This window comes from Streptomyces sp. IMTB 2501, assembly GCF_001953885.1.
In the GTDB taxonomy this organism is placed as follows: Bacteria; Actinomycetota; Actinomycetes; order Streptomycetales; family Streptomycetaceae; genus Streptomyces.
On the sequence record NZ_MQUS01000001.1, the window covers coordinates 839,569 to 858,283 of the forward strand.

The window sequence follows — 18,715 nt, forward strand, 5'->3', positions numbered from 1 at the left end:
ACGTTGGCGAGGAAGGCGGCGGCCTCCTGCTTCTTGACCGTGTCGCTGCCGGTGTTCGCGAAACCGGGGTAGGCGCTCAGCGCCTGGACGAGTCCGCTGTAGGTGTAGAAGGAGTTCCTGTTCGGGAACATCTGGTCGAACTGTGCCTCGCTCACCACGAAATCGGCTTGAATCGCCGTGCCGGAATGTGTGTACACGGCCGCCTTCTCGGTGCCGGTGCCGGCGGCGGCATGCGCGGGGGAGCCGGCGATCAGACAGGCGGACAGACCGATCGCGGCTGCGAAAGCGGCCGTGGAGAGTGATTTGGCCATGGGGGTGGCCTCTCGTGTGGGGGGATACGACGGGCCGCGTTCACCTCGTGAACGGTGAGCGCGAGTGACGGGGGCGCTGCTCACCCGCGAACCTAAAGGTATGGACCAGTTGCGTCAAGAGGTGAAGTAAGCGCATTGGGACAACAGTTGGGGGCTACGCATTTTCAACAGGGAGTTGTTCTCACAGGGAGGAGGCCGGGCGCTCAAGCAGGTCCGGCCGTCGTACGGACCTGAAAATCGCTTTGCCGGATCTGCCCTGTGGCCCGACACTGCGACCATGCTCGGATTTGTCAGGACCGACAACGAAGCTCTCGTCTCCTGTTTGGGTGATCCCCAACGCACCACTACGGCATACCGCGTGTTGCTGCGACGCGGAGAGAACGCGGTGCACGCCATCCGCGCCGGCTTGCGCGACCGGAACCCGGCCGTCCGTGAGGGCTGTTGCCGTCTTCTCGATCACCTGGTCGACACCGAGTCGATGGGCGAACTCGTCACCATGGCCGACGATTGCGACGCTCGCGTCAGGATCGCCGCGTTCCACGCCCTGGCCTGTGACCGGTGCAAGGGCGACACCTGCGCACCGGGCCCGGACCAGGTCCTCGAACCCGCGCTGCACCACCTGGCCGCTGATCCCGACCCGCACGTCCGGGCCATGGCCGCCGAACTCGTCGGCAAGTTCGCCCGGTCCGATGTACACGCGGCCGCCGCCTTGAAGAAGTCCCACACCGACGACCCGAGTCCCGCTGTGCGGAAGAAGGCGGGGTGGCTCGCGCGTCGAGCCGAGGCGGCGTCATCGACCAGCAGGTGATGTCAGGGCGGGCCGATCCACGGCGCGAGGACGAGGCCGACGCTTCCGGACCGTGCAGCGGGTCCGTTCGGCGCCGGCTCCGAGTCGTGCTCGTACTGCGAACTCCCGGTGGGAATCGGCAGGTTGGGCTGGTTCAGTCGGCTCTGCGGCAGCGTGCGCAGGCGCGTGCCCCGGTCGGTCTCACTCCATGATCGCCGGAAGAGGTGAACCAGATCCGGGACCCGCATGGGGCCACAATCGCTCGGGCATGTCCTGCCCATGCGTTCCCTGCTGATCATGTCCGCGCTGGCCGCTGCCCTTGCCCCGGCCATGTGACCATCTGTCTGGCCCCGGGCGAGGAGGTCGGCTGGAACGCCGCCGCCAATGATCAGGGCGGATCCCACACCTGGACCATGGGTTGCTGAGCCGGGACTGAGCCGTACCCCTGCACACGGGCTGCGCGTCCCGGCGCATACGGGACGCGTAGTTCACGGCCCCGGCGCCGCAGGGTCCGGATCCAGCCACCGCTGTCGTATCCAGCCACCGTCCTGACGTGGTGTTTTACAGTGGCTGGCGTCAGTTCCGGCGACAACATCTGTGAGGTATGCGAGAACATGCCGACTGAAACGCTTGAGTTTCAGGTGGAGGCCCGTCAGCTGCTGCAGCTGATGATCCACTCGGTCTACTCGAACAAGGACGTCTTCCTGCGCGAGCTCGTCTCCAACGCTTCCGACGCGCTGGACAAGCTGCGTCTGGAGAAGCTGCGGGACGACTCGCTGGACGCCGACGTGGCCGATCTGCACGTCGAGATCGACGTCGACGGCGACGCCCGCACCCTCACCGTGCGGGACAACGGCATCGGGATGTCGTACGACGAGGTCGGACAGCTCATCGGCACCATTGCCAACTCCGGCACCGCGAAGTTCCTCCAGGAGCTGCGGGAGGCCCAGGACGCGGCCGGGGCGGAAGGGCTCATCGGCCAGTTCGGTGTCGGGTTCTACTCCGGGTTCATGGTCGCGGACGAGGTCACGCTGGTGACCCGGCGCGCCGGCGAGGCCCAGGGCACCCGCTGGACATCGCGCGGCGAGGACACCTACACGCTGGAGCCGGTCGACGACGCGCCGCAGGGCACGTCGGTCACCCTCCACCTCAAGCCCGCCGACCCGGAGAACCAGCTCCACGACTACACCTCCCCGTGGAAGATCAGGGAGATCATCAAGCGGTACTCGGACTTCATCACCTGGCCCATCCGTATGGTGCCCGAGCGATCCGGTGCCGCAGACGAGAGCGACGAGGCGCCCGCACCCGAGACGCTCAATTCGATGAAGGCGCTGTGGGCGCGGTCGCGTGAGGAGGTGTCCGACGACGAGTACCACGAGCTGTACAAGCACATCGGCCACGACTGGCGCGACCCGCTGGAGACGATCCGGCTCCAGGCGGAGGGCACCTTCGAGTACCAGGCCCTGCTGTTCCTCCCCGCGCACGCGCCCCACGACCTGTTCACACGGGACTTCAAGCGCGGCGTGCAGCTGTACGTCAGGCGCGTGTTCATCATGGACGACTGTGAGGCGCTGCTGCCGCCGTACCTCCGTTTCGTCAAGGGTGTCGTCGACGCGGCCGACCTCTCGCTCAATGTGTCCCGCGAGATCCTGCAGCAGGACCGTCACATCGAGATGATGCGGCGACGGCTGACGAAGAAGGTCCTGTCCACGGTCAAGGACATGATGACCAAGGACCAGGACCGCTACGCCACGTTCTGGCGGGAGTTCGGCACCGTCCTGAAGGAGGGACTGGTCACCGACACCGAGAACCGTGACGCCGTCCTCGCCCTCGCCTCGTTCGCGAGCACGCACCACGACACCGAGCCGACCACGCTCCAGCAGTACGTGGAGCGGATGAAGGACAGCCAGGACGAGATCTACTACCTGACCGGCGAGTCCCGGCAGAGCATCGAGAACTCCCCGCACATGGAGGCCTTCCGGGACCGGGGCATCGAGGTGCTGCTGCTCACCGACGCCGTCGACGAGGTGTGGGCCGACACCATCGGCGAGTACGAGGGCAAGAAACTGCGGTCCGTCGCCAAGGGTCAGATCGACCTCGACACCGAGGACGACGACACCGCCGACGGTGAGCGGGAGAAGCAGACCGAGGAGTACGCCGGCCTGCTCGGCTGGATGACGGAGCAACTGGACGAGGACATCAAGGAGGTACGCCTGTCCTCCCGCCTCACCGTCTCCCCGGCCTGTGTCGTCTCCGACGCGGGCGACCTGACCCCGGCGTTGGAGAACATGTACCGGGCGATGGGCCAGGAGGTGCCCCGGGCCAAGCGGATCCTGGAGCTCAACCCCGGCCACCAACTGGTGCAGGGCCTCAACCAGGCGTACAAGGAGCGCGAGGACCGTACGGAGCTGACCGAGACCGCCGAACTCCTGCACGGCCTGGCGGTGCTCGCCGAGGGCGGCCAGCCGAAGGACCCCTCCCGCTTCGTCAAGCTCATGGCGGACCGCCTGGAACGCGCGCTGTAACCCGGCCCCGCGGGACATCGGCGGCCTGCCCCGGCCCTCGGGACAGGCCGCCGATGTGCGAGCGCGACGACCCGCGCGTTGTGAGGAGCGGGGGCCGAGGCGAGGAAGCCGGACCGGGGCGAGCGGCTCGCCGTGCTCAGTGCGCGCGAGGCGTGGCAGGACGCGGGGGTGCCGCGGGTGGAGCCGGAGCGGTTGGCCGCCGTCATCGGCACGCGCCGTTCGCCGTCCTGATGTTCATGCCCAACGGGTCTCCGGCCTGCGTCAGCATGGACCTGGGCGCGCAGGGCGGTGCCCGGACGCCGGTCAATGCGTGTTCCTTCGCACCTACCGCTCGTCTCCCAGATCCTCCGGATCCAGGTTCTGCAGGACCTCTCAGAGCGCCCCGACGGCCGAGTCCAGGGCGTCATGCCCGTCGAGTCCGTCGAACACGCCGTCGGCATGAGCGCGAGGGGCCGAGAGCGCATTGGACAATCGTGGAGTAGACTATCAGTCCAGAGATGGACAATCAGTCCAATACCTTGCCGGAGAAGCTTCCGTGGACGACGAGGCCGACGACCACCTCATCAGTGAGGCCGAGAAGATCGCCGTAGCGTTGGGTCGTATGTTCCCGGGCTTGTGCGAGGTGGTGCTGCACGATCTGCGGGATCCGCAGCATGCGATCCGGGCGATCGAGAACAACCTCTCCGGCCGCCAGGTCGGGGACTCCGCCACGGAGCTGGGCCTGGCCCGTATCCAGGATCCCCACTACCCCAGCGTCATCCAGAACTACCCCAATCAGTTCCCCGACGGCCGGCCGGCGAAGAGTACGTCCATCGGCATCAAGAACGCCGCGGGGGAGTACATCGCCGCTCTCTGCCTGAACCTGGACGTGTCCGTCCTGTCACCGGTGACCCTCGCATTGGCCAACCTGGTGGCCACGGACACCGAATACCGGGAGCAGCCCCTGGAGACGCTTCAGGACCGCAACGCGCGCGAACTGCGTCAGACGGTGGAGGCACATGCCGCGGAGCGTGCCGCGACACCCAGGTCGCTGAGCCGCGAGGACAAGAGGGCACTCGTACGGCAGTTGCAGCGCGACGGCTACTTCGCTTCCCGTGATGCCGCACAGACCATCGCGGACCTGCTCGGTGTGTCCCGGGCGACCGTCTACAACTACGCGAAGTAGCCGCCAGCATCTTGTTCTTCCGAAGGGATACGGACAGCCCTGTGCGAACCCGACCGTGAACACCCTGGCCGACCCGGACACCCCGTTCGCCGTGGTCGAAGCCGGCACCATGCGAGGCAATATCGCCCGCCTCAAGGACCCGGCCGACCGTCTCGCGGTCGCCCTGCGCCCGCACGGCAAGACCGCGAAGAGCCTCGACGTCGCCGCCCTCCTGCACTCCGCCGCGCCCTGCCCGGTCACCGTCTCCACGCTCGCGGAGGCCGAGGCGTTCGCCGACGGCGGCTACACCGACATCACCTGTGCCGTCGGCATCGACCCGCGCGAACTCCCGCGTGTCGTCGCGCTGTCGCGGCGCGGCGTCACCCTGCGACTCCAGTCACGTCATCCGGGCGATGGTGCTCCGGCGCACCCTGCTGTCGTACGTGTTCGGCACGGGCATACGCTCCGGGTCAACGGATCGGGCGGCGCGTTATCTGTGTTTCTGTGAACTCCCAGATCAGATCCAGTAGTTCGGCCGGCGTTTCGAGCTGGGGCAGGTGGCCGCTCCGGTGGAGGAGTTCGAAGCGGGAGTCGGGAAGGGCGGCCGCGTAGGCGCGTCCGTAGTCCGTGTCGACGACCTGGTCGCTCTCGCCCCATACGACGAGAGCCGGATGCGTGACCTTGGCCAGGCGCTCGCGGAGGGTGGGGTCTTCCATGCCGTGGGGGCCGGAGTAGACCTGCAGGGTGGCGCTGTTGGCGGCCATCGCAGCCCGGGCGGCTTCCGGGAGGGTACTGGGGTCTATCGCGAACTTGGCTGGGTCGTGGTAGGCGAGAGCGGACAGCTCCGCAGGGGTGAGGGAGGAGACGTCCGCCAGCTGGTGGCCGGGGACCCGGATGCCGACGGCGTTGACGAGGGCGACGCCGCTGATCCGGTCGCTGCCGAGCAGGGCCATCTCGGTGGCGATCCAGCCGCCGATCGAGTTGCCGACGACGGTGACGTCCGTGAGTCCGAGCGTGTCGAGCAGGTGCCCGTAGGCGCGGGCGAGGGTGGGGACGTCGATCAGCCAGTCGGGCCGGGCGGTCCCGTTGAATCCGGGGTGGACAGGGGTGACGACCCTGGCCGGTCGCTCGTCGGCGAGCAGGCCGGCGAACGGGACGACGGTCTGCGGACCCCCACCTCCGTGCAACAGGAGGAAGGGCCGGCCGTGCCCCTGGTCCTCGACGGTGACGTCGAGGTGGCCTGAGCCGAGGGCGAGGGTGTGGACGGTGTTGGTCATCAAGGACTCCGTATGTGCCGTCGTAGGGGAAGGGGTGCCCGCCGCCGGGGCAGGGCCTAGGGCCGTTGGGTGAAGTCGGTGGCGGGGACCGTGGCGTAGCGGCTCATCACGGTGACGGTCGACTCGGGAGTGAGTTCCTGACCGGAGGCGATCATGTCCCGCAGATCGCGGAAATACTGCACATACAGGTCGGGCGTGAAGGTGTTGATCATCACCGCGGGCTCGTCGCCGAGGTTGGCGAAGGTGTGCGGGACACCGGGCGGAATCATGGCGAGCGTGCCGGCGGGGGCGGCATGGGTGGAGTCCCCGACGGTGAAGTGCACGGTGCCGGAGACGACGTAGAAGCCCTCGTCGTGCTGGGCGTGACGGTGCTGTGGAGGTCCTTGGGTGTGCGGGGCGAGGGTGATCTCGCCGATGCCGAGCCGGTGTTGGGTGGTGCTGCCGTCTTCGAGGATCCGCATCTGTGTGGGGCCCAGGCGGATCGTCTCGCCGCCGTGCGGACCGACCAGGGAGAGTTCGGCCATCTTCAGTCTCCTTCGTGAGAGCTGACTCTCATGAATCTACGGCAGCTCCCCCCGTTTGTGCAAGTGGACTCTTATAAAGAGAGCTGGCCGGTATCATGGATCCCGGATCCGACGGAGGAGGGCCCAGCGATGACGGCGCAGCTCGACGCAGGCCGCAGCAACCAGAAGAGGCGCACGCGGACGGCGATCGTCGGGGCCGCGCGTGAACTCATCACCACGGGAGCCGATGTGACCATGCCGGCGATCGCCCGCACGGCCCTGGTCTCCGAGGCGACCGCCTACCGGTACTTCCCGGATCTTCCGTCCCTGATCAGCGAGGCCCTGGCCGGCAGCTGGCCGTCCCCGGCCGAGGCCCTCCGGCCGGTCGCGGGCTCGTCCGACCCCGTCGTACGCGTCTCCTACGCCTGCGAGTTCCTGCTGCGGGGAATACTCGCGCGGCAGGGAGCGGTACGCGCGATGATCGCCGCCACCGTCACCCGCCCCGAGACGGCGAAGACGCGCCCGGGCATCCGCTTCGGCCTCATCGACCAGGCACTGGAACCGCTGAAGGGCACGCTGGGGGCAACGGACCCGGACGCGCTCACCCAGCTGGAGCGGGACCTCGCGGTGGTTGTCAGCGCGGAGGCCCTTTTCTCCCTCACTGATCTCTGCGGCCTCACTCCCGACGAGGCGGTCGCCAGCGCCGTACACACCGCGAGGACCCTGACGGAGGCGGCGGTGCGTGCGACGGGCGGGGAGTGAACCGGCGGTCGGGCGGTCGGGCGGTGCGAAGGAGCGGGCCGGCCCGTCCTCGTCCGGGTGGTCACTGTCATGTCCGGATCTGGCCAGCATCGGGGGCGGTCGATCGCCTAGAACTGGGGCATGACGACTTACTCGGCCGTGGTCACCACCGGCATCTACTGCCGACCGGGCTGCGGATCACAGCCGCTCGCGGAGAACGTGCGCACGTTCGAGCTCCCGGCGGCGGCCGAGGCGAACGGTTTCCGGGCGTGTCTGCGGTGCAGGCCCTGGCGGGTGGCCGGGCCGGTCGCCGCCGACGTTCCCGAACTGCTCTGCAGGGCCGTGCAGTTGATCGTCGCGGGGGCGCTGGACTCGGGTACCGAGGCCTCGCTCGGCGCCCGGCTCGCCGTGTCGCCCCGGCATCTGCGGCGGCTGTTCACCCAGCACCTGGGGGTGACCCCGGACCAGCTCGCGCGCTCGCGGCGCGCCCACTTCGCACGCCGGCTGCTGGACGACACCGACCTGACGGTGGCCGATGTGGCCTTCGCGTCCGGGTTCGGCAGCGTACGGCAGTTCAACCGGGACATGCGGCTGGTGTTCCGGGCCTCGCCGGTGGAGCTGCGCAGCCGGCGCAGACGAGCGGACCGGCTCGTGGCGGACGGCGGGCTGGTGCTGCGGTTGCCGTTCGCGCCGCCGCTGCACTGGCCGGCCATGCTGGCGTTCCTTGCCGAGCGGGCCGTACCCGGTGTGGAGTCGGTGCGGGAGGGTGTGTACCGGCGCACGATCAGCCTGGACGGTGCGGCTGGGCTGCTGGAGGTGTGCGAAGGCGGCGAGGGCCATCTGCTGCTGCGCGCCCATCTGCCCTTCTGGGAAGGGCTGATCCATGTCGTCGAGCGCGTCGGCCGGATCTTCGGCGTGGACGCGGACATGGCGCCGGCCGAGGCCGCCCTGGGCGCCGATCCGCTGGTCGGCCCGCTGATCGCGGCCCGCCCGGGACTGCGGGTGCCGGGCGCCTGGGGAGCCTTCGAGATCGGCGTGGACGCCGTCCTCGGCCAGTACGCCGACCGGCCGCTGATGCGGGAGCAGATGGCCGCCCTCGTCGAGTCCGCGGGACAGCCGGTTCCAGGGCTCGGCCACGATCTGACCCACCTCTTCCCGTCCGCCGGGAAGGTGGCCGCAGCCGACCTGCAGGGGGCCGGACTCCCGTCGGAAACGGCACACACCCTCCGGGCCTTGGCCCTCGCCGCGGCACGCGACGACACGCTGTTCGACGGCGGATCACCGCTGGCAGACGTCGTCCGTGGCCTGGCCGCCGTCCGCGGCGTCACGGAGGACACGGCACAGCGGATCGCCCTGCGACTGGGCTATGACGACGCCTTCCCGGCCGTGGACCGGGCCGACGAGGACGGTGAGTCCGGCGCCGCTTGGCGCCCCTGGCGTGCCTTCGCCGCGACCCACTTGGCCGTGGCGGACCTCCCCGCGCTGACGGCCTGACCAGGCGCCACTGCCCGACCAGTCCACTACCTGAGCAGTCCAGTACCTGAGCAGTCCAGTACCTGACCAGTCCAGTACCTGACCAGTCCAGTGCCCGACCGGATCACGGCCCGACGTCCCTCGGTCGAGACGGGCCGGTATTCACGCCTACCGAAAGGAACCGAAGATGGAGAACGCCCAGCGAGAACTGGCCGACGCCCTGCGTGCCTTGCACACACCCGCAGACGGCCGCGCACTGATACTGCCCAACGCGTGGGACGCGGCGAGCGCGGCGCTCATCGCGCAGGCGGGCGCCCGGGCGATCGCGACGACCAGCGGCGGTGTCGCCTGGTCGGCAGGCCGGTCCGACGGTCATGGCCTGACCCGGGAGGAGATGGCCGAGGCTGTGCGGCGTATCGCCGACGCGGTCGACGTGCCGGTGACCGCCGATATCGAGGGGGGTTACGGCCCCGGCGCCGAAGACGTCGCGGCCACCGTCCGTGCGGTGATCGCGGCCGGCGCGGTCGGTGTCAATCTCGAGGACTCCCTCGCGCCGGGCGGGCCGCTGTACGACGTGCCCGCTCAGGCCGTACGACTGAGCGCGGCCCGTTCCGCGGCCGAGGAGGCGGGGCTGGCCGGCCTGTGGATCAACGCGCGCACGGACGTCTTCCTGTTCGGCATCGGCGCTCCGGAGGGCCGCATGGAGAACGTGCTGTCCCGGGTGGCGGCCTACGCCGACGCGGGCGCCGACAGCCTGTTCGTGCCCGGGCTGGTGGATGTGGACACGGTGGCCGAACTGGTCCGCCGCAGCCCCCTGCCGATCAACGTGATGACGGGCCCGGGCGCGCCGCCGGTGAAGGCCTTCGAGGCGGTCGGCGTCCGTCGCGTCAGCGTGGGCACCGCGCTCGCGCAGACCGCGTACGGGACCGTCCAGCGCGCGGCCGCCGAGTTGTTGGACGCGGGCACCTACGACGCGATGGCGGGCGCGGCGGACTTCGGCACCGTCAACAGCGCGGTCACTGTCAAGCGCACGACACGGTGATTCCTCACCGGGTGACCCACTGACGCGGTTACTCCGGTCGGCCCATCGGCGTGTTACTCACTTTCGGGTGAAGGCATCCGGGGTGGTGGGGTGGCGCAGGCCGGTGAGTGATGGCCTCGGGCTTGAGTTTTGCGGGCGCATATGCCCGACGATTCGTCAATCTCCAGCATTCAGGACATAAATGGTCATTGCATGCGAGAGTCATGGATTGCTGCTGGATCCGTAATGCCATGCGCGTTTCCCGCATATAGCCGGGCGAAGGTTGCAGGGTGTGCGTGTGCGGCCGACCGGCCGCCGACTCGCACAAGGCACCCTTGCCGGCCCGTGGCTGACATGTCGCGTCGGCCCGGGTGTGCGCATCCTCAGAAGGGGGACTTCGTGTCCGTTTCTTCTTCCGTCCGTCGTCTGACCGCCGTCGCCGCCGTGGCCGCCGCCACGGTGGGTGTCGTGGCGCCTTCGGCCGTGGCTGCCGGCCGGGCACCGGTCCGTACGCACGGAGTGGTGTACATCAGCGGCGTGCAGCACAAGTTGCAGGGCCGGGACGACCGTTCCAACCGCGCGCTGAACAAGCAGTGGGTGGCCGTCACGAACAGCTCGCGCCGGGCGGTGAACCTGGACAGCTGGAAGCTGTCCGACCTGGACGGCCACAGCTACACCTTCCGCCACGTGCGGCTCGCGGGCCGGGCCACCGTCCGCGTCCACACCGGCGTCGGCCGGAACACCGCGACCGACGTCTACCAGGACCTCCGCGCGCGCGTGTGGGACGTCAACGCCGACGCCGCGACTTTGCGTGACGCCCGCGGCCGGATCATCGACGCCGTCTCCTGGGGCCGCCGTACGGCGAAGCCCGCCCGTACCACGAAGCCTGTCCACGCTGCGAAGCCCCTCCACGCTGCGAAGCCCGTCCGCCGCGACGGCGCCGGTTTGAGGCATGGCGGTGTGCACCACCAGGACGGAGCCCGCCACCACGACGACCACGCCCGCGGCCACCGCCGCTGACCCGCCGCCCGCTGAACCGACCACTGGGTGCCCATCCCGCCGAGCGAGCGCGGGACTGGGCACCCATGCCCAGGACGCCGACGCGAAACGGGTGCGTGGGCTGAACCCCGTGCCTGCGGAAGCCGCCCCACTCGTGTATGCGGGAGTCGAGCCCCCGCCTATGCGCAAGCCCCCCGGACTCACACCCTCCCTCCCCACCCTGTGCGGTGGGCGTAACCCCTGATGATCAGGTGCGGAGACACCGGCGTAATGCGGGGTTCGTACGGTCACGAAGGGTGGGATCAGGTCGAGCACAGAGAGGGGAGGCGCCCGTGGCCGCGCCGGGCTTTCGCAGCGAGGACATGACGACGGTGCGGACCGTCTGCTCGTACTGCGGGGTGGGCTGCGGCATGGTCCTCGACATCGGCCGGGGACCGGACGGGCGGCGTACGGTCCTGAAGGCGTCGGGGGACAAGGAGCACCCGGCGAACCTCGGCCGACTGTGCACCAAGGGCGCGACCACCGCGGACATGCTCGCCGCGCCGGGCCGGCTGACCACCGCCCTCGTGCGGCCCGACCGTGGAGAGGAGCCCCAGCCGGCGCCGCTGGCCGACGCCGTCGCCGAGACCGGGCGGCGCCTGCGCGCCATCGTCGACGAGCACGGGCCGGACGCGGTCGCCCTCTACGTCTCCGGGCAGATGAGCCTGGAGGCTCAGTACCTGGCGAACAAACTGGCCAAGGGCTTCATCCGGACCAATCAGATCGAGTCGAACTCCCGGCTGTGCATGGCGAGTGCCGGCACCGGCTACAAGCTGTCGCTGGGCGCGGACGGGCCGCCCGGCTCGTACCAGGACTTCGACAAGGCCGACGTCTTCTTCGTCATCGGCTCCAACATGGCCGACTGCCACCCCATCCTCTTCCTGCGGATGATGGACCGGGTGAAGTCGGCGGGCGCCCGGCTGATCGTCGTAGACCCGCGGCGCACCGCCACCGCCGCAAAGGCCGACCTGTTTCTGCAGCTCAAGCCGGGTACGGACCTCGCGCTGCTCAACGGGCTGCTGCACCTGCTGCACGCGAACGGCCACACCGATCCCGACTTCGTCGCCGCGCACACCGAGGGCTGGGAGGCGATGCCCGCCTTCCTCGCCGACTACGCGCCCGCCACCGTCGCCGAGATCACCGGCATCCCGGAGGACGACATACGGGAGGCCGCCCGCCTGATCGGCGAGGCGGGGGAGTGGACGAGCTGTTGGACGATGGGCCTGAACCAGTCCACACACGGCACCTGGAACACCAACGCGCTGGTCAATCTCCATCTCGCCACCGGCGCGATATGCCGCCCGGGCAGCGGGCCCTTCTCACTCACCGGGCAGCCCAACGCCATGGGCGGCCGGGAGATGGGCTACATGGGGCCGGGACTGCCCGGGCAGCGGTCCGTGCTCGTCGACGCCGACCGGGCCTTCGTCGAGGAGCTGTGGGAGCTGGAGCCGGGCGCCCTGCGCGCCGACGGTGTCGGCAAGGGCACGGTCGAGATGTTCCGGAAGATGGCCGACGGGCACATCAAGGCCTGCTGGATCATCTGCACCAACCCCGTCGCCTCCGTCGCCAACCGCAAGACGGTCATCGAGGGACTGGAGGCCGCCGAATTCGTCGTGACGCAGGACGTGTTCGCCGAGACGGAGACCAACGCGTACGCCGATGTCGTCCTGCCCGGCGCGCTGTGGACCGAGACCGAGGGCGTCCTCGTCAACAGCGAGCGTAATCTCACCCTGGCCCGGCCCGCCGCCGATCCGCCCGGCGAGGCCACGGCGGACTGGCGGATCATCGCCGCCGTGGCCCGTGAGATGGGGTACGAGAAGGGGTTCGCGTACGACAGCGCCGAGGAGATCTTCGAGGAGATCAAGCGCGCCTGGAACCCGGCCACCGGCTGGGACCTGCGCGGTGTGAGCTACGAGCGGCTGCGCAGCACACCGGTGCAGTGGCCGGCGGCGACCGCGGACGGGTCCGACCGCAATCCGGTCCGGTACGTCGGCGAGGACGGCTCGCCCACCTTCCCGACGCCGAGCGGCCGCGCGGTGTTCTACGCCCGCCCGCACATCCCGGCGGCGGAGATGCCCGACGACGACTATCCGTACGTCCTCAACACCGGCCGGCTCCAGCACCAGTGGCACACGCTGACGAAGACGGCCAAGGTCGCCAAGCTGAACAAGCTCAACCCCGGTCCCTTCGTGGAGGTGCACCCGCAGGACGCGGCCGAACTGGGCCTCGCCGAGGGGGATTCGGTGGAGGTCGCCTCACGGCGCGGGCGGGCCGTGCTGCCCGCGGTCGTCACCGACCGGGTGCGGCCGGGCTGCTGTTTCGCGCCGTTCCACTGGAACGACCTGTTCGGCGAGTATCTGAGCGTCAACGCGGTGACGAGCGACGCCGTGGACCCGCTGTCGTTCCAGCCCGAGTTCAAGGTGTGCGCGGTCTCGCTGACCAAGGTGGCCACCCCGGTCACGGTCCGGGCCCCGGCCCCGGTGAGCACTCCGGCCCCGGTGACCACTCCGGTCCTTGCCGAGGCCTCCACCGAGGTCACGCCGCCCTCCGCCCTCTCCGCTCTCGCCCCGTTCGGGCTGGACCCCGCCCCACCGCCGGTCCTGGCCGCACACGAACGCCGGTATCTGACCGCATTCCTCGCCGGCATCCCGTACGGCGCCCCGGGCGTACCGGTCCTGCCCCCGGACGCCCCGTTCAGCCCGGAGCACGTCCTGTGGGTCAACGGCGTACTGGCCGGGATGTACTCCAGGACCGAGGAGACGCAGCCCACCGCGCCCGCCGCAGGAGGCTCCCCGCTGTCGTCCGCCCCGCCCACGGACGCTTCCCGCCGCCAGGTCGTGATCCTCTGGGCGTCGCAGACCGGGAACGCGGAGGAATTCGCGACCGAGGCGGCCGAGCGGCTCTCCGCCGACGGCCATCGCGCCTCCCTCCTGGCCATGGAGGAGGCGGACCCCTCCGCGCTACCGACCGAATCCGACCTGCTGCTGATCACGAGCACCTTCGGCGACGGCGACGCCCCGGACAACGGGGCCGGATTCTGGGACGCCCTCGCCTCGTCCGAAGCCCCACGGCTGAAGGGCAGGCGCTACGCCGTCCTGGCCTTCGGCGACTCCTCCTACGACGACTTCTGCGGCCACGGCCGCCGTCTCGACCTGCGTATGGAGGAACTGGACGCGATACGTCTGGCCCCGCGCACCGACTGCGAACCGGACTACGAGACCGCGGCGGGAGCCTGGCTCGACCAGGTGCTGACCGCGTTGCGGAACGACCAGGCGCTCACCGCGTCGAAGGACACCGAGCCACCGGCCGGTGCCGCCCCGGTCCCCGCACCCCCGGCGGCCACCCGGCCGAGCCGTCCGGCCCCCGCCACCGCCCGCCTCACCGGCAATCGCCTGCTGAGCCTGCCCGGCGCCGGCAAGGAGGTCCGGCGCTTCACCTTCGACACCCGGGACAGCGACACCCCGCTGGTCTACGAGGCCGGCGACGCCCTCGCCGTACACCCGGTGAACCGGCCGGAACTCGTGACCGAGTGGCTCGCCGTGACCGGCCTGGACGCGGACGCGGCCGTCGAGGTCAAGAACGTCGGGGCGGTGCCGTTCGCCGAGGCCCTGCTGCGCAACCTGGACATCACCCGGGTCACTCCCGACCTGCTGCGCTTCGCCGCAGACCGCACCCGCGACCCGCGCGAGCTGCGCAAGCTCCTGCGACCGGACAACAAGGGCGAGCTGGCGCGCTGGTCCTGGGGACGGCAGGCCGTGGACGTGGTGGCCGAGTTCGGCATCCGGGCCGGGGCACAGGAGTGGGCGGAACTGCTCGGGCGTCTGCAGCCGCGCCTGTACTCCATATGCTCCAGCCCGCTGACCGACCCCCACCTGGTGTCGCTGACGGTCTCCGTCGTCCGGTACGAGAACCTGGCCGGCCGGCCCCGTCAGGGCGTGTGCTCCCCGTTCCTCGCCGACGCCGAGCCCGGCACCCCCGTACCGGTCCGCGTCCAGCGGGCGCCGCACTTCCGCCCGCCCGCCGACCCCGCCACCCCGGCCGTGATGGTGGGCCCCGGCACCGGCATCGCCCCCTTCATCGGCTTCCTGGAGGAACGCCGGGCCCGCGGCCACCGGGCCCCGAACTGGGTGTTCTTCGGCGAACAGCACCGCGCGACCGACTTCTACTACGAGGAGGAGCTGACCGCGTTCCTCGCCGAGGGGACGCTCACCCGCCTGGACACCGCCTTCTCCCGCGACCAGCGCGCCAAGGTCTACGTCCAGGACCGGATGCGCGAGCACGGTCCCCTGCTGTGGTCCTGGCTCCGCGACGGCGCCCACTTCTACGTCTGCGGCGACGCCTCCCGCATGGCCAAGGACGTCGACCAGGCCCTGCGGGAGATCGCCACCGTGCACGGCGGCCTGGCCGAGGCCGAGGCGGCGGCCTACGTCAAGCAGCTGGCCGCCGACAAGCGCTATGTGCGGGACGTGTACTGACATCCGTGCGGCACCCCGATGCCCGCCTCCGGGACGCGGGGGACTAGCGTCTTCCCGTTGTGGATCCGACCGGGTTCTTCCGTGTCGAGCCGAAGGAGGACGATCTGCATGGATGGTCGCGCGATGACCGAACTGTCGGCCGGCCAGCTCCCGGAGCTGACCACAGGACGCCTGCTGACCACGTGGCACCTGGACGTCCCCGCGCTGCTGCTGGTCATCGTCCTGGGCGCGCTCTACGGCTGGGGCGTCGCACGGCTGCGCCGACGGGGCGAGCCCTGGCCGCCCGCCCGTGCCGTCGCGTTCGCGCTGCTCGGCCTGGGCGGGCTGGTGGTGGCCACGATGTCCGCGCTGGCCGTCTACGACCATGTGCTGTTCTGGCCGGCCGCCGTGCAGAACATCCTCCTCGACCTCGTCACACCCCTGGGCCTGGCCCTCGGCGACCCGCTGCGGCTGGCCGTCGAGGCACTGCCGGAGAACGCCGCCGGGCGGGTGCGCCGGGCGATGACCGGGCGGCTGGTGCGGATCCTGACCTTCCCCCTGGTCAGTACGGCGCTGGTGCTGGCCACCGAGCTGACGGTGTACTTCACGCCGTACTTCGCCACCGCCCTGCGCGTGGACTGGCTGCACGAGCTGATGTATCTGCACCTGCTCGTGGCCGGCTGCCTGTTCGTCGTGCCCATGCTGACCCACGAGGAAGCGCTGCCCCGCTGGTGCACCCACCCGGTGCGGGCGGCGCTGGTCTTCCTGGACGGCATCGTCGACGCGGTCCCGGGTGTCATCGTCATGACCCACAGCACGCTGATCGCCGGTGCCTGGTATCTGCACCACGCGCCGAGCTGGTCCCGCGACGTCCAGCACGACCAGCAGATCGGCGGCGGGGCGATGCTCAGCATCGCCGAGCTGGTCGCCCTGCCCTTCCTGCTGGCTCTCCTGTTCCAGTGGGCGCGCGCGGAGCGGGTCCAGAACGCGGCCCTCGACCGCCGCCTCGACGCGGAACTCGCCGCCGTCGCCCCGCCCGCCCCGGACCCCGGCCAGGCGCCTTCGCCCGCCGCCGCTGCCGAGCGGGTACGGCCCTGGTGGGAGACCGAGCAGAACGAGGTGGCCGCCAGGATCCGGAGCCAGCACCGGGATAAGTGACCGGCACACCCCGCTCCCGCCCGGTCCGGGACGGGCCGTACCCTGACCGGGCGATGAGGGAGGGCGGATGAAGGACACCGCAGGCCCCGGGGCGGTGCTGGTCGTCGACGACGACACGGCGATCCGGCGGTCACTGGAGCGTGGCCTCAGGCTCAACGGCTTCGCGGTGCGGACCGCCGCCGACGGGCCCACGGCGCTCGCCGCGATCGAGCAGGCACCCCCCGACGTGCTGGTGCTCGACGTGTCGATGCCCGGGATGAGCGGCATCGAGGTGTGCACCCGGCTGCGCGGCTGGGGCCGGGACCTGCCCGTGCTCATGCTCTCCGCCCTCGACGAGACCGCCGACCGGATCGCCGGACTCCAGGCGGGCGGCGACGACTACCTGGTCAAGCCGTTCGCCCTGCAGGAGCTGGTGCTGCGGCTGCACGCGCTGCTGCGCCGCCGGCCGCCCGCCGACCGGGCGGTGCTGCGGGTGGCCGACCTCGTCATCGACCCCGGGGCGCGCACCGCCGAGCGGGCCGGCTGCCCGCTGGAGCTCACCCGGCGCGAGTTCGAGCTACTTGAGGTGCTCGCCCGCAACGCCGGACTCGTCCTCACCCGCGACCAGCTCCTGGAACGGGTGTGGGGCTACGACTTCGACGTGCGCACCGATGCCGTCGACACCTTCGTCAGCTATCTGCGGCGCAAGCTCGAGGCGGACGGACACGCGCGGCTGATCCACACCGTGCGCGGAGTCGGGTTCGTGCTCAGGGAAGCCAGGGACACACCGTGAGGCTCTCCACGCGCATCGGTCTCGCCGTCGGCTGCACCGTCCCGCTGCTGGTGCTGGCCTCCGGCTGGCTGCTGCTGAACCTGGTCGCCCGTGATCTGCACCGTGCCGAGGACCAGCATCTGCGGCAGCGGGCCACCGCCATCGCGCCGGACGCCCGTTCGCTGTTGCGGGCCTCGGAGAACGGCCGGCCGAAGGTGGCCGACACCAGGGAACGCAGGCTGTTCAGCGCGGCCCTCGATGTCGGCGTACGCGTCGTCGGACCGGATGCCGACTTCAGCGGCGGCCCCCAGCCCGGCCCGTCCGTGACCCTTCCGGCGCGCACCGCGGGTCCGGTCACCGTCCGCGACGGCGCCCGCAGCTGGCGTGCCCTGGCCCGGCCCGTCCGGGGCACCACCGTCCCCGGCACCCTGTGGGTCTTCTCGCCCGACACGGCCGACCGCGCCCAGATCCCGCTCGTACGCAATCGCGTCAACCTCACCGCGGCCCTCGCCGCACCCCTGTCCGGGCTGCTCGCCTGGGGTCTGGCCGCCGGTACGAGTGCCCCGCTGCGCCGTCTCACCCGCCGCACCGCCGGCCTCGACCCGCGCACCTGCGGCGCCCGGCCGGACGAGCGGCGTACCGGAGTGACCGAGGTCGACGAGCTGGCCGCCACCCTGCGGACCGTCCTCGCCCGCTACGACGAACAGGCCGCCCGCACCGCCGAGGCCCTGGACACCGCCCGCTCCTTCTCCTCCGCCGCGGCGCACGAGCTGCGCACCCCGCTGATGAGCATGGGCACCAACCTCGACATTCTCACCGACCACCCGGGTCTGCCCGCACCCGACCGCACCGAGGTCCTCGCCGACCTGCGACGCGAACACGCCCGGATGCAGGGTCTGCTGGTGATGCTGCGCGAGCTGGGTCGTGGGGACCTGGTGGAGGCGGAGGCGTTCCGCCACGTGGACCTCGCCGACGTGGCGGACGCGGCCGTCGCCGAGGCCCGCCGCCGAGCCCCGGACGCCGAGATCACCCTGGACGCAGCCCCCGGGCTCACGGTGCACGGCTGGGAGCCGGGCCTGAGGCTGCTGCTGGACAACCTGCTCGGCAACGCGCTGGCCCACGGCCGGGACGCGCGGGGCCGGGCACGGCTCCGGGTGGGGGTGCGTGCGACGGCGGAGCAGGTGCTGATCACCGTGGACGACCACGGGCCCGGTGTGCCGCCCGACGCCCGGCGCCGGATCTTCGAGCGATTCCAGCGCGGCCCGGACAGCGCGGGCTCCGGGCTCGGCCTCACCCTCGTCGCCCAGCAGGCGGCGCTGCACCGGGGAAGCGTCGGCGTGACGGACGGACCGGACGGCGTCGGCGCCCGCTTCGAGGTACGGCTGCCCTCGGGCGGTGGCGGACTGCCGGACCGGCGCGACTGGCTGATCGGCACAGCCGGGGCGAATCGGTCACAGAGTTTCCCCAAAGACACTCCCTAGCCTCCGTCTCGACGGACGGACGACCTGACCGTCCGGGGAAGTGAACGGAGA

14 protein-coding genes and 1 pseudogene are annotated in these 18,715 nt (G+C 70.8%); 12 read left to right on the forward strand and 3 right to left on the reverse strand.

The window, feature by feature from the left end; all coding sequences use genetic code 11:
- Positions 1–311, reverse strand: a 311-nt coding sequence (locus AV521_RS47490) for a glycoside hydrolase family 19 protein (protein WP_305965139.1), incomplete at its 3' end; no start/stop codon positions are given.
- 358 nt (positions 312–669) lie between these two features.
- Here AV521_RS47490 and AV521_RS03945 point away from each other — a divergent pair.
- The 4 genes and pseudogenes from AV521_RS03945 to AV521_RS03965 all read left to right on the forward strand — a co-directional run.
- On the forward strand, positions 670–1,119 hold the full coding sequence (locus tag AV521_RS03945; protein WP_256725419.1) for a HEAT repeat domain-containing protein: 450 nt from the start codon (positions 670–672) through the stop codon (positions 1,117–1,119).
- 593 nt (positions 1,120–1,712) lie between these two features.
- Positions 1,713–3,623 carry a molecular chaperone HtpG gene (htpG, locus tag AV521_RS03955; protein ID WP_076083235.1) on the forward strand — a complete coding sequence of 637 codons (1,911 nt, stop codon included), beginning with the start codon at positions 1,713–1,715 and terminating at the stop codon, positions 3,621–3,623.
- Between the two features lie 535 nt (positions 3,624–4,158).
- Complete coding sequence (locus AV521_RS03960; RefSeq protein ID WP_076083237.1) at positions 4,159–4,788, forward strand: transcriptional regulator; 630 nt, start codon at positions 4,159–4,161, stop codon at positions 4,786–4,788.
- A gap of 109 nt (positions 4,789–4,897) precedes the next feature.
- A pseudogene (locus AV521_RS03965) lies at positions 4,898–5,161 on the forward strand (DSD1 family PLP-dependent enzyme); the annotation flags it as partial.
- A 76-nt stretch (positions 5,162–5,237) separates the two neighbouring features.
- On the opposite strand, the gene AV521_RS03970 reads toward AV521_RS03965, so the two are convergent.
- Positions 5,238–6,044, reverse strand: a complete 807-nt coding sequence (locus tag AV521_RS03970; RefSeq protein ID WP_076083239.1) for an alpha/beta fold hydrolase — start codon at positions 6,042–6,044, stop codon at positions 5,238–5,240.
- A 56-nt stretch (positions 6,045–6,100) separates the two neighbouring features.
- On the reverse strand, positions 6,101–6,568 hold the full coding sequence (locus AV521_RS03975) for a cupin domain-containing protein (protein WP_076083241.1): 468 nt from the start codon (positions 6,566–6,568) through the stop codon (positions 6,101–6,103).
- Between the two features lie 129 nt (positions 6,569–6,697).
- Between AV521_RS03975 and AV521_RS03980 the strand changes: the two genes are divergently transcribed.
- The 8 genes from AV521_RS03980 to AV521_RS04015 all read left to right on the forward strand — a co-directional run bounded on the left by AV521_RS03980 (position 6,698) and on the right by AV521_RS04015 (position 18,664).
- Positions 6,698–7,309, forward strand: a complete 612-nt coding sequence (locus tag AV521_RS03980) for a TetR/AcrR family transcriptional regulator (RefSeq protein ID WP_076083243.1) — start codon at positions 6,698–6,700, stop codon at positions 7,307–7,309.
- A gap of 120 nt (positions 7,310–7,429) precedes the next feature.
- Positions 7,430–8,782: a DNA-3-methyladenine glycosylase 2 family protein gene (locus tag AV521_RS03985; protein WP_079249101.1), complete on the forward strand. Its 1,353-nt coding sequence runs from the start codon at positions 7,430–7,432 to the stop codon at positions 8,780–8,782.
- A 166-nt stretch (positions 8,783–8,948) separates the two neighbouring features.
- Positions 8,949–9,803: an isocitrate lyase/phosphoenolpyruvate mutase family protein gene (locus tag AV521_RS03990; RefSeq protein ID WP_076083247.1), complete on the forward strand. Its 855-nt coding sequence runs from the start codon at positions 8,949–8,951 to the stop codon at positions 9,801–9,803.
- A 378-nt stretch (positions 9,804–10,181) separates the two neighbouring features.
- Positions 10,182–10,802 (forward strand): lamin tail domain-containing protein, encoded by a 621-nt coding sequence (locus AV521_RS03995; protein WP_256725420.1) that lies wholly within the window; start codon positions 10,182–10,184, stop codon positions 10,800–10,802.
- Positions 10,803–11,143: 341 nt separating this feature from the next.
- Positions 11,144–15,295 carry a bifunctional nitrate reductase/sulfite reductase flavoprotein subunit alpha gene (locus tag AV521_RS04000; protein ID WP_107480807.1) on the forward strand — a complete coding sequence of 1,384 codons (4,152 nt, stop codon included), beginning with the start codon at positions 11,144–11,146 and terminating at the stop codon, positions 15,293–15,295.
- Positions 15,296–15,403: 108 nt separating this feature from the next.
- Complete coding sequence (locus AV521_RS04005; RefSeq protein ID WP_256725421.1) at positions 15,404–16,432, forward strand: cytochrome c oxidase assembly protein; 1,029 nt, start codon at positions 15,404–15,406, stop codon at positions 16,430–16,432.
- A 67-nt stretch (positions 16,433–16,499) separates the two neighbouring features.
- A complete protein-coding gene (locus tag AV521_RS04010) occupies positions 16,500–17,204 on the forward strand; it encodes a response regulator transcription factor (protein ID WP_076083255.1) in 705 nt (234 codons plus the stop codon).
- A complete protein-coding gene (locus tag AV521_RS04015) occupies positions 17,201–18,664 on the forward strand; it encodes a HAMP domain-containing sensor histidine kinase (protein ID WP_076083258.1) in 1,464 nt (487 codons plus the stop codon). The genes AV521_RS04010 and AV521_RS04015 overlap by 4 nt, the downstream gene beginning before the upstream one ends.
- Positions 18,665–18,715 lie beyond the last annotated feature (51 nt).

What these genes read in the sequence shown, in the direction of transcription:
- htpG (WP_076083235.1), top strand. Translation starts at nt 1,713, where the DNA reads ATGCCGACTGAAACGCTTGAGTTTCAGGTGGAGGCCCGTCAGCTGCTG.
- AV521_RS03970 (WP_076083239.1), bottom strand. Translation starts at nt 6,044, where the DNA reads ATGACCAACACCGTCCACACCCTCGCCCTCGGCTCAGGCCACCTCGAC.
- AV521_RS03975 (WP_076083241.1), bottom strand. Translation starts at nt 6,568, where the DNA reads ATGGCCGAACTCTCCCTGGTCGGTCCGCACGGCGGCGAGACGATCCGC.
- AV521_RS03980 (WP_076083243.1), top strand. Translation starts at nt 6,698, where the DNA reads ATGACGGCGCAGCTCGACGCAGGCCGCAGCAACCAGAAGAGGCGCACG.
- AV521_RS03985 (WP_079249101.1), top strand. Translation starts at nt 7,430, where the DNA reads ATGACGACTTACTCGGCCGTGGTCACCACCGGCATCTACTGCCGACCG.
- AV521_RS03990 (WP_076083247.1), top strand. Translation starts at nt 8,949, where the DNA reads ATGGAGAACGCCCAGCGAGAACTGGCCGACGCCCTGCGTGCCTTGCAC.
- AV521_RS04000 (WP_107480807.1), top strand. Translation starts at nt 11,144, where the DNA reads ATGACGACGGTGCGGACCGTCTGCTCGTACTGCGGGGTGGGCTGCGGC.
- AV521_RS04005 (WP_256725421.1), top strand. Translation starts at nt 15,404, where the DNA reads ATGGATGGTCGCGCGATGACCGAACTGTCGGCCGGCCAGCTCCCGGAG.
- AV521_RS04010 (WP_076083255.1), top strand. Translation starts at nt 16,500, where the DNA reads ATGAAGGACACCGCAGGCCCCGGGGCGGTGCTGGTCGTCGACGACGAC.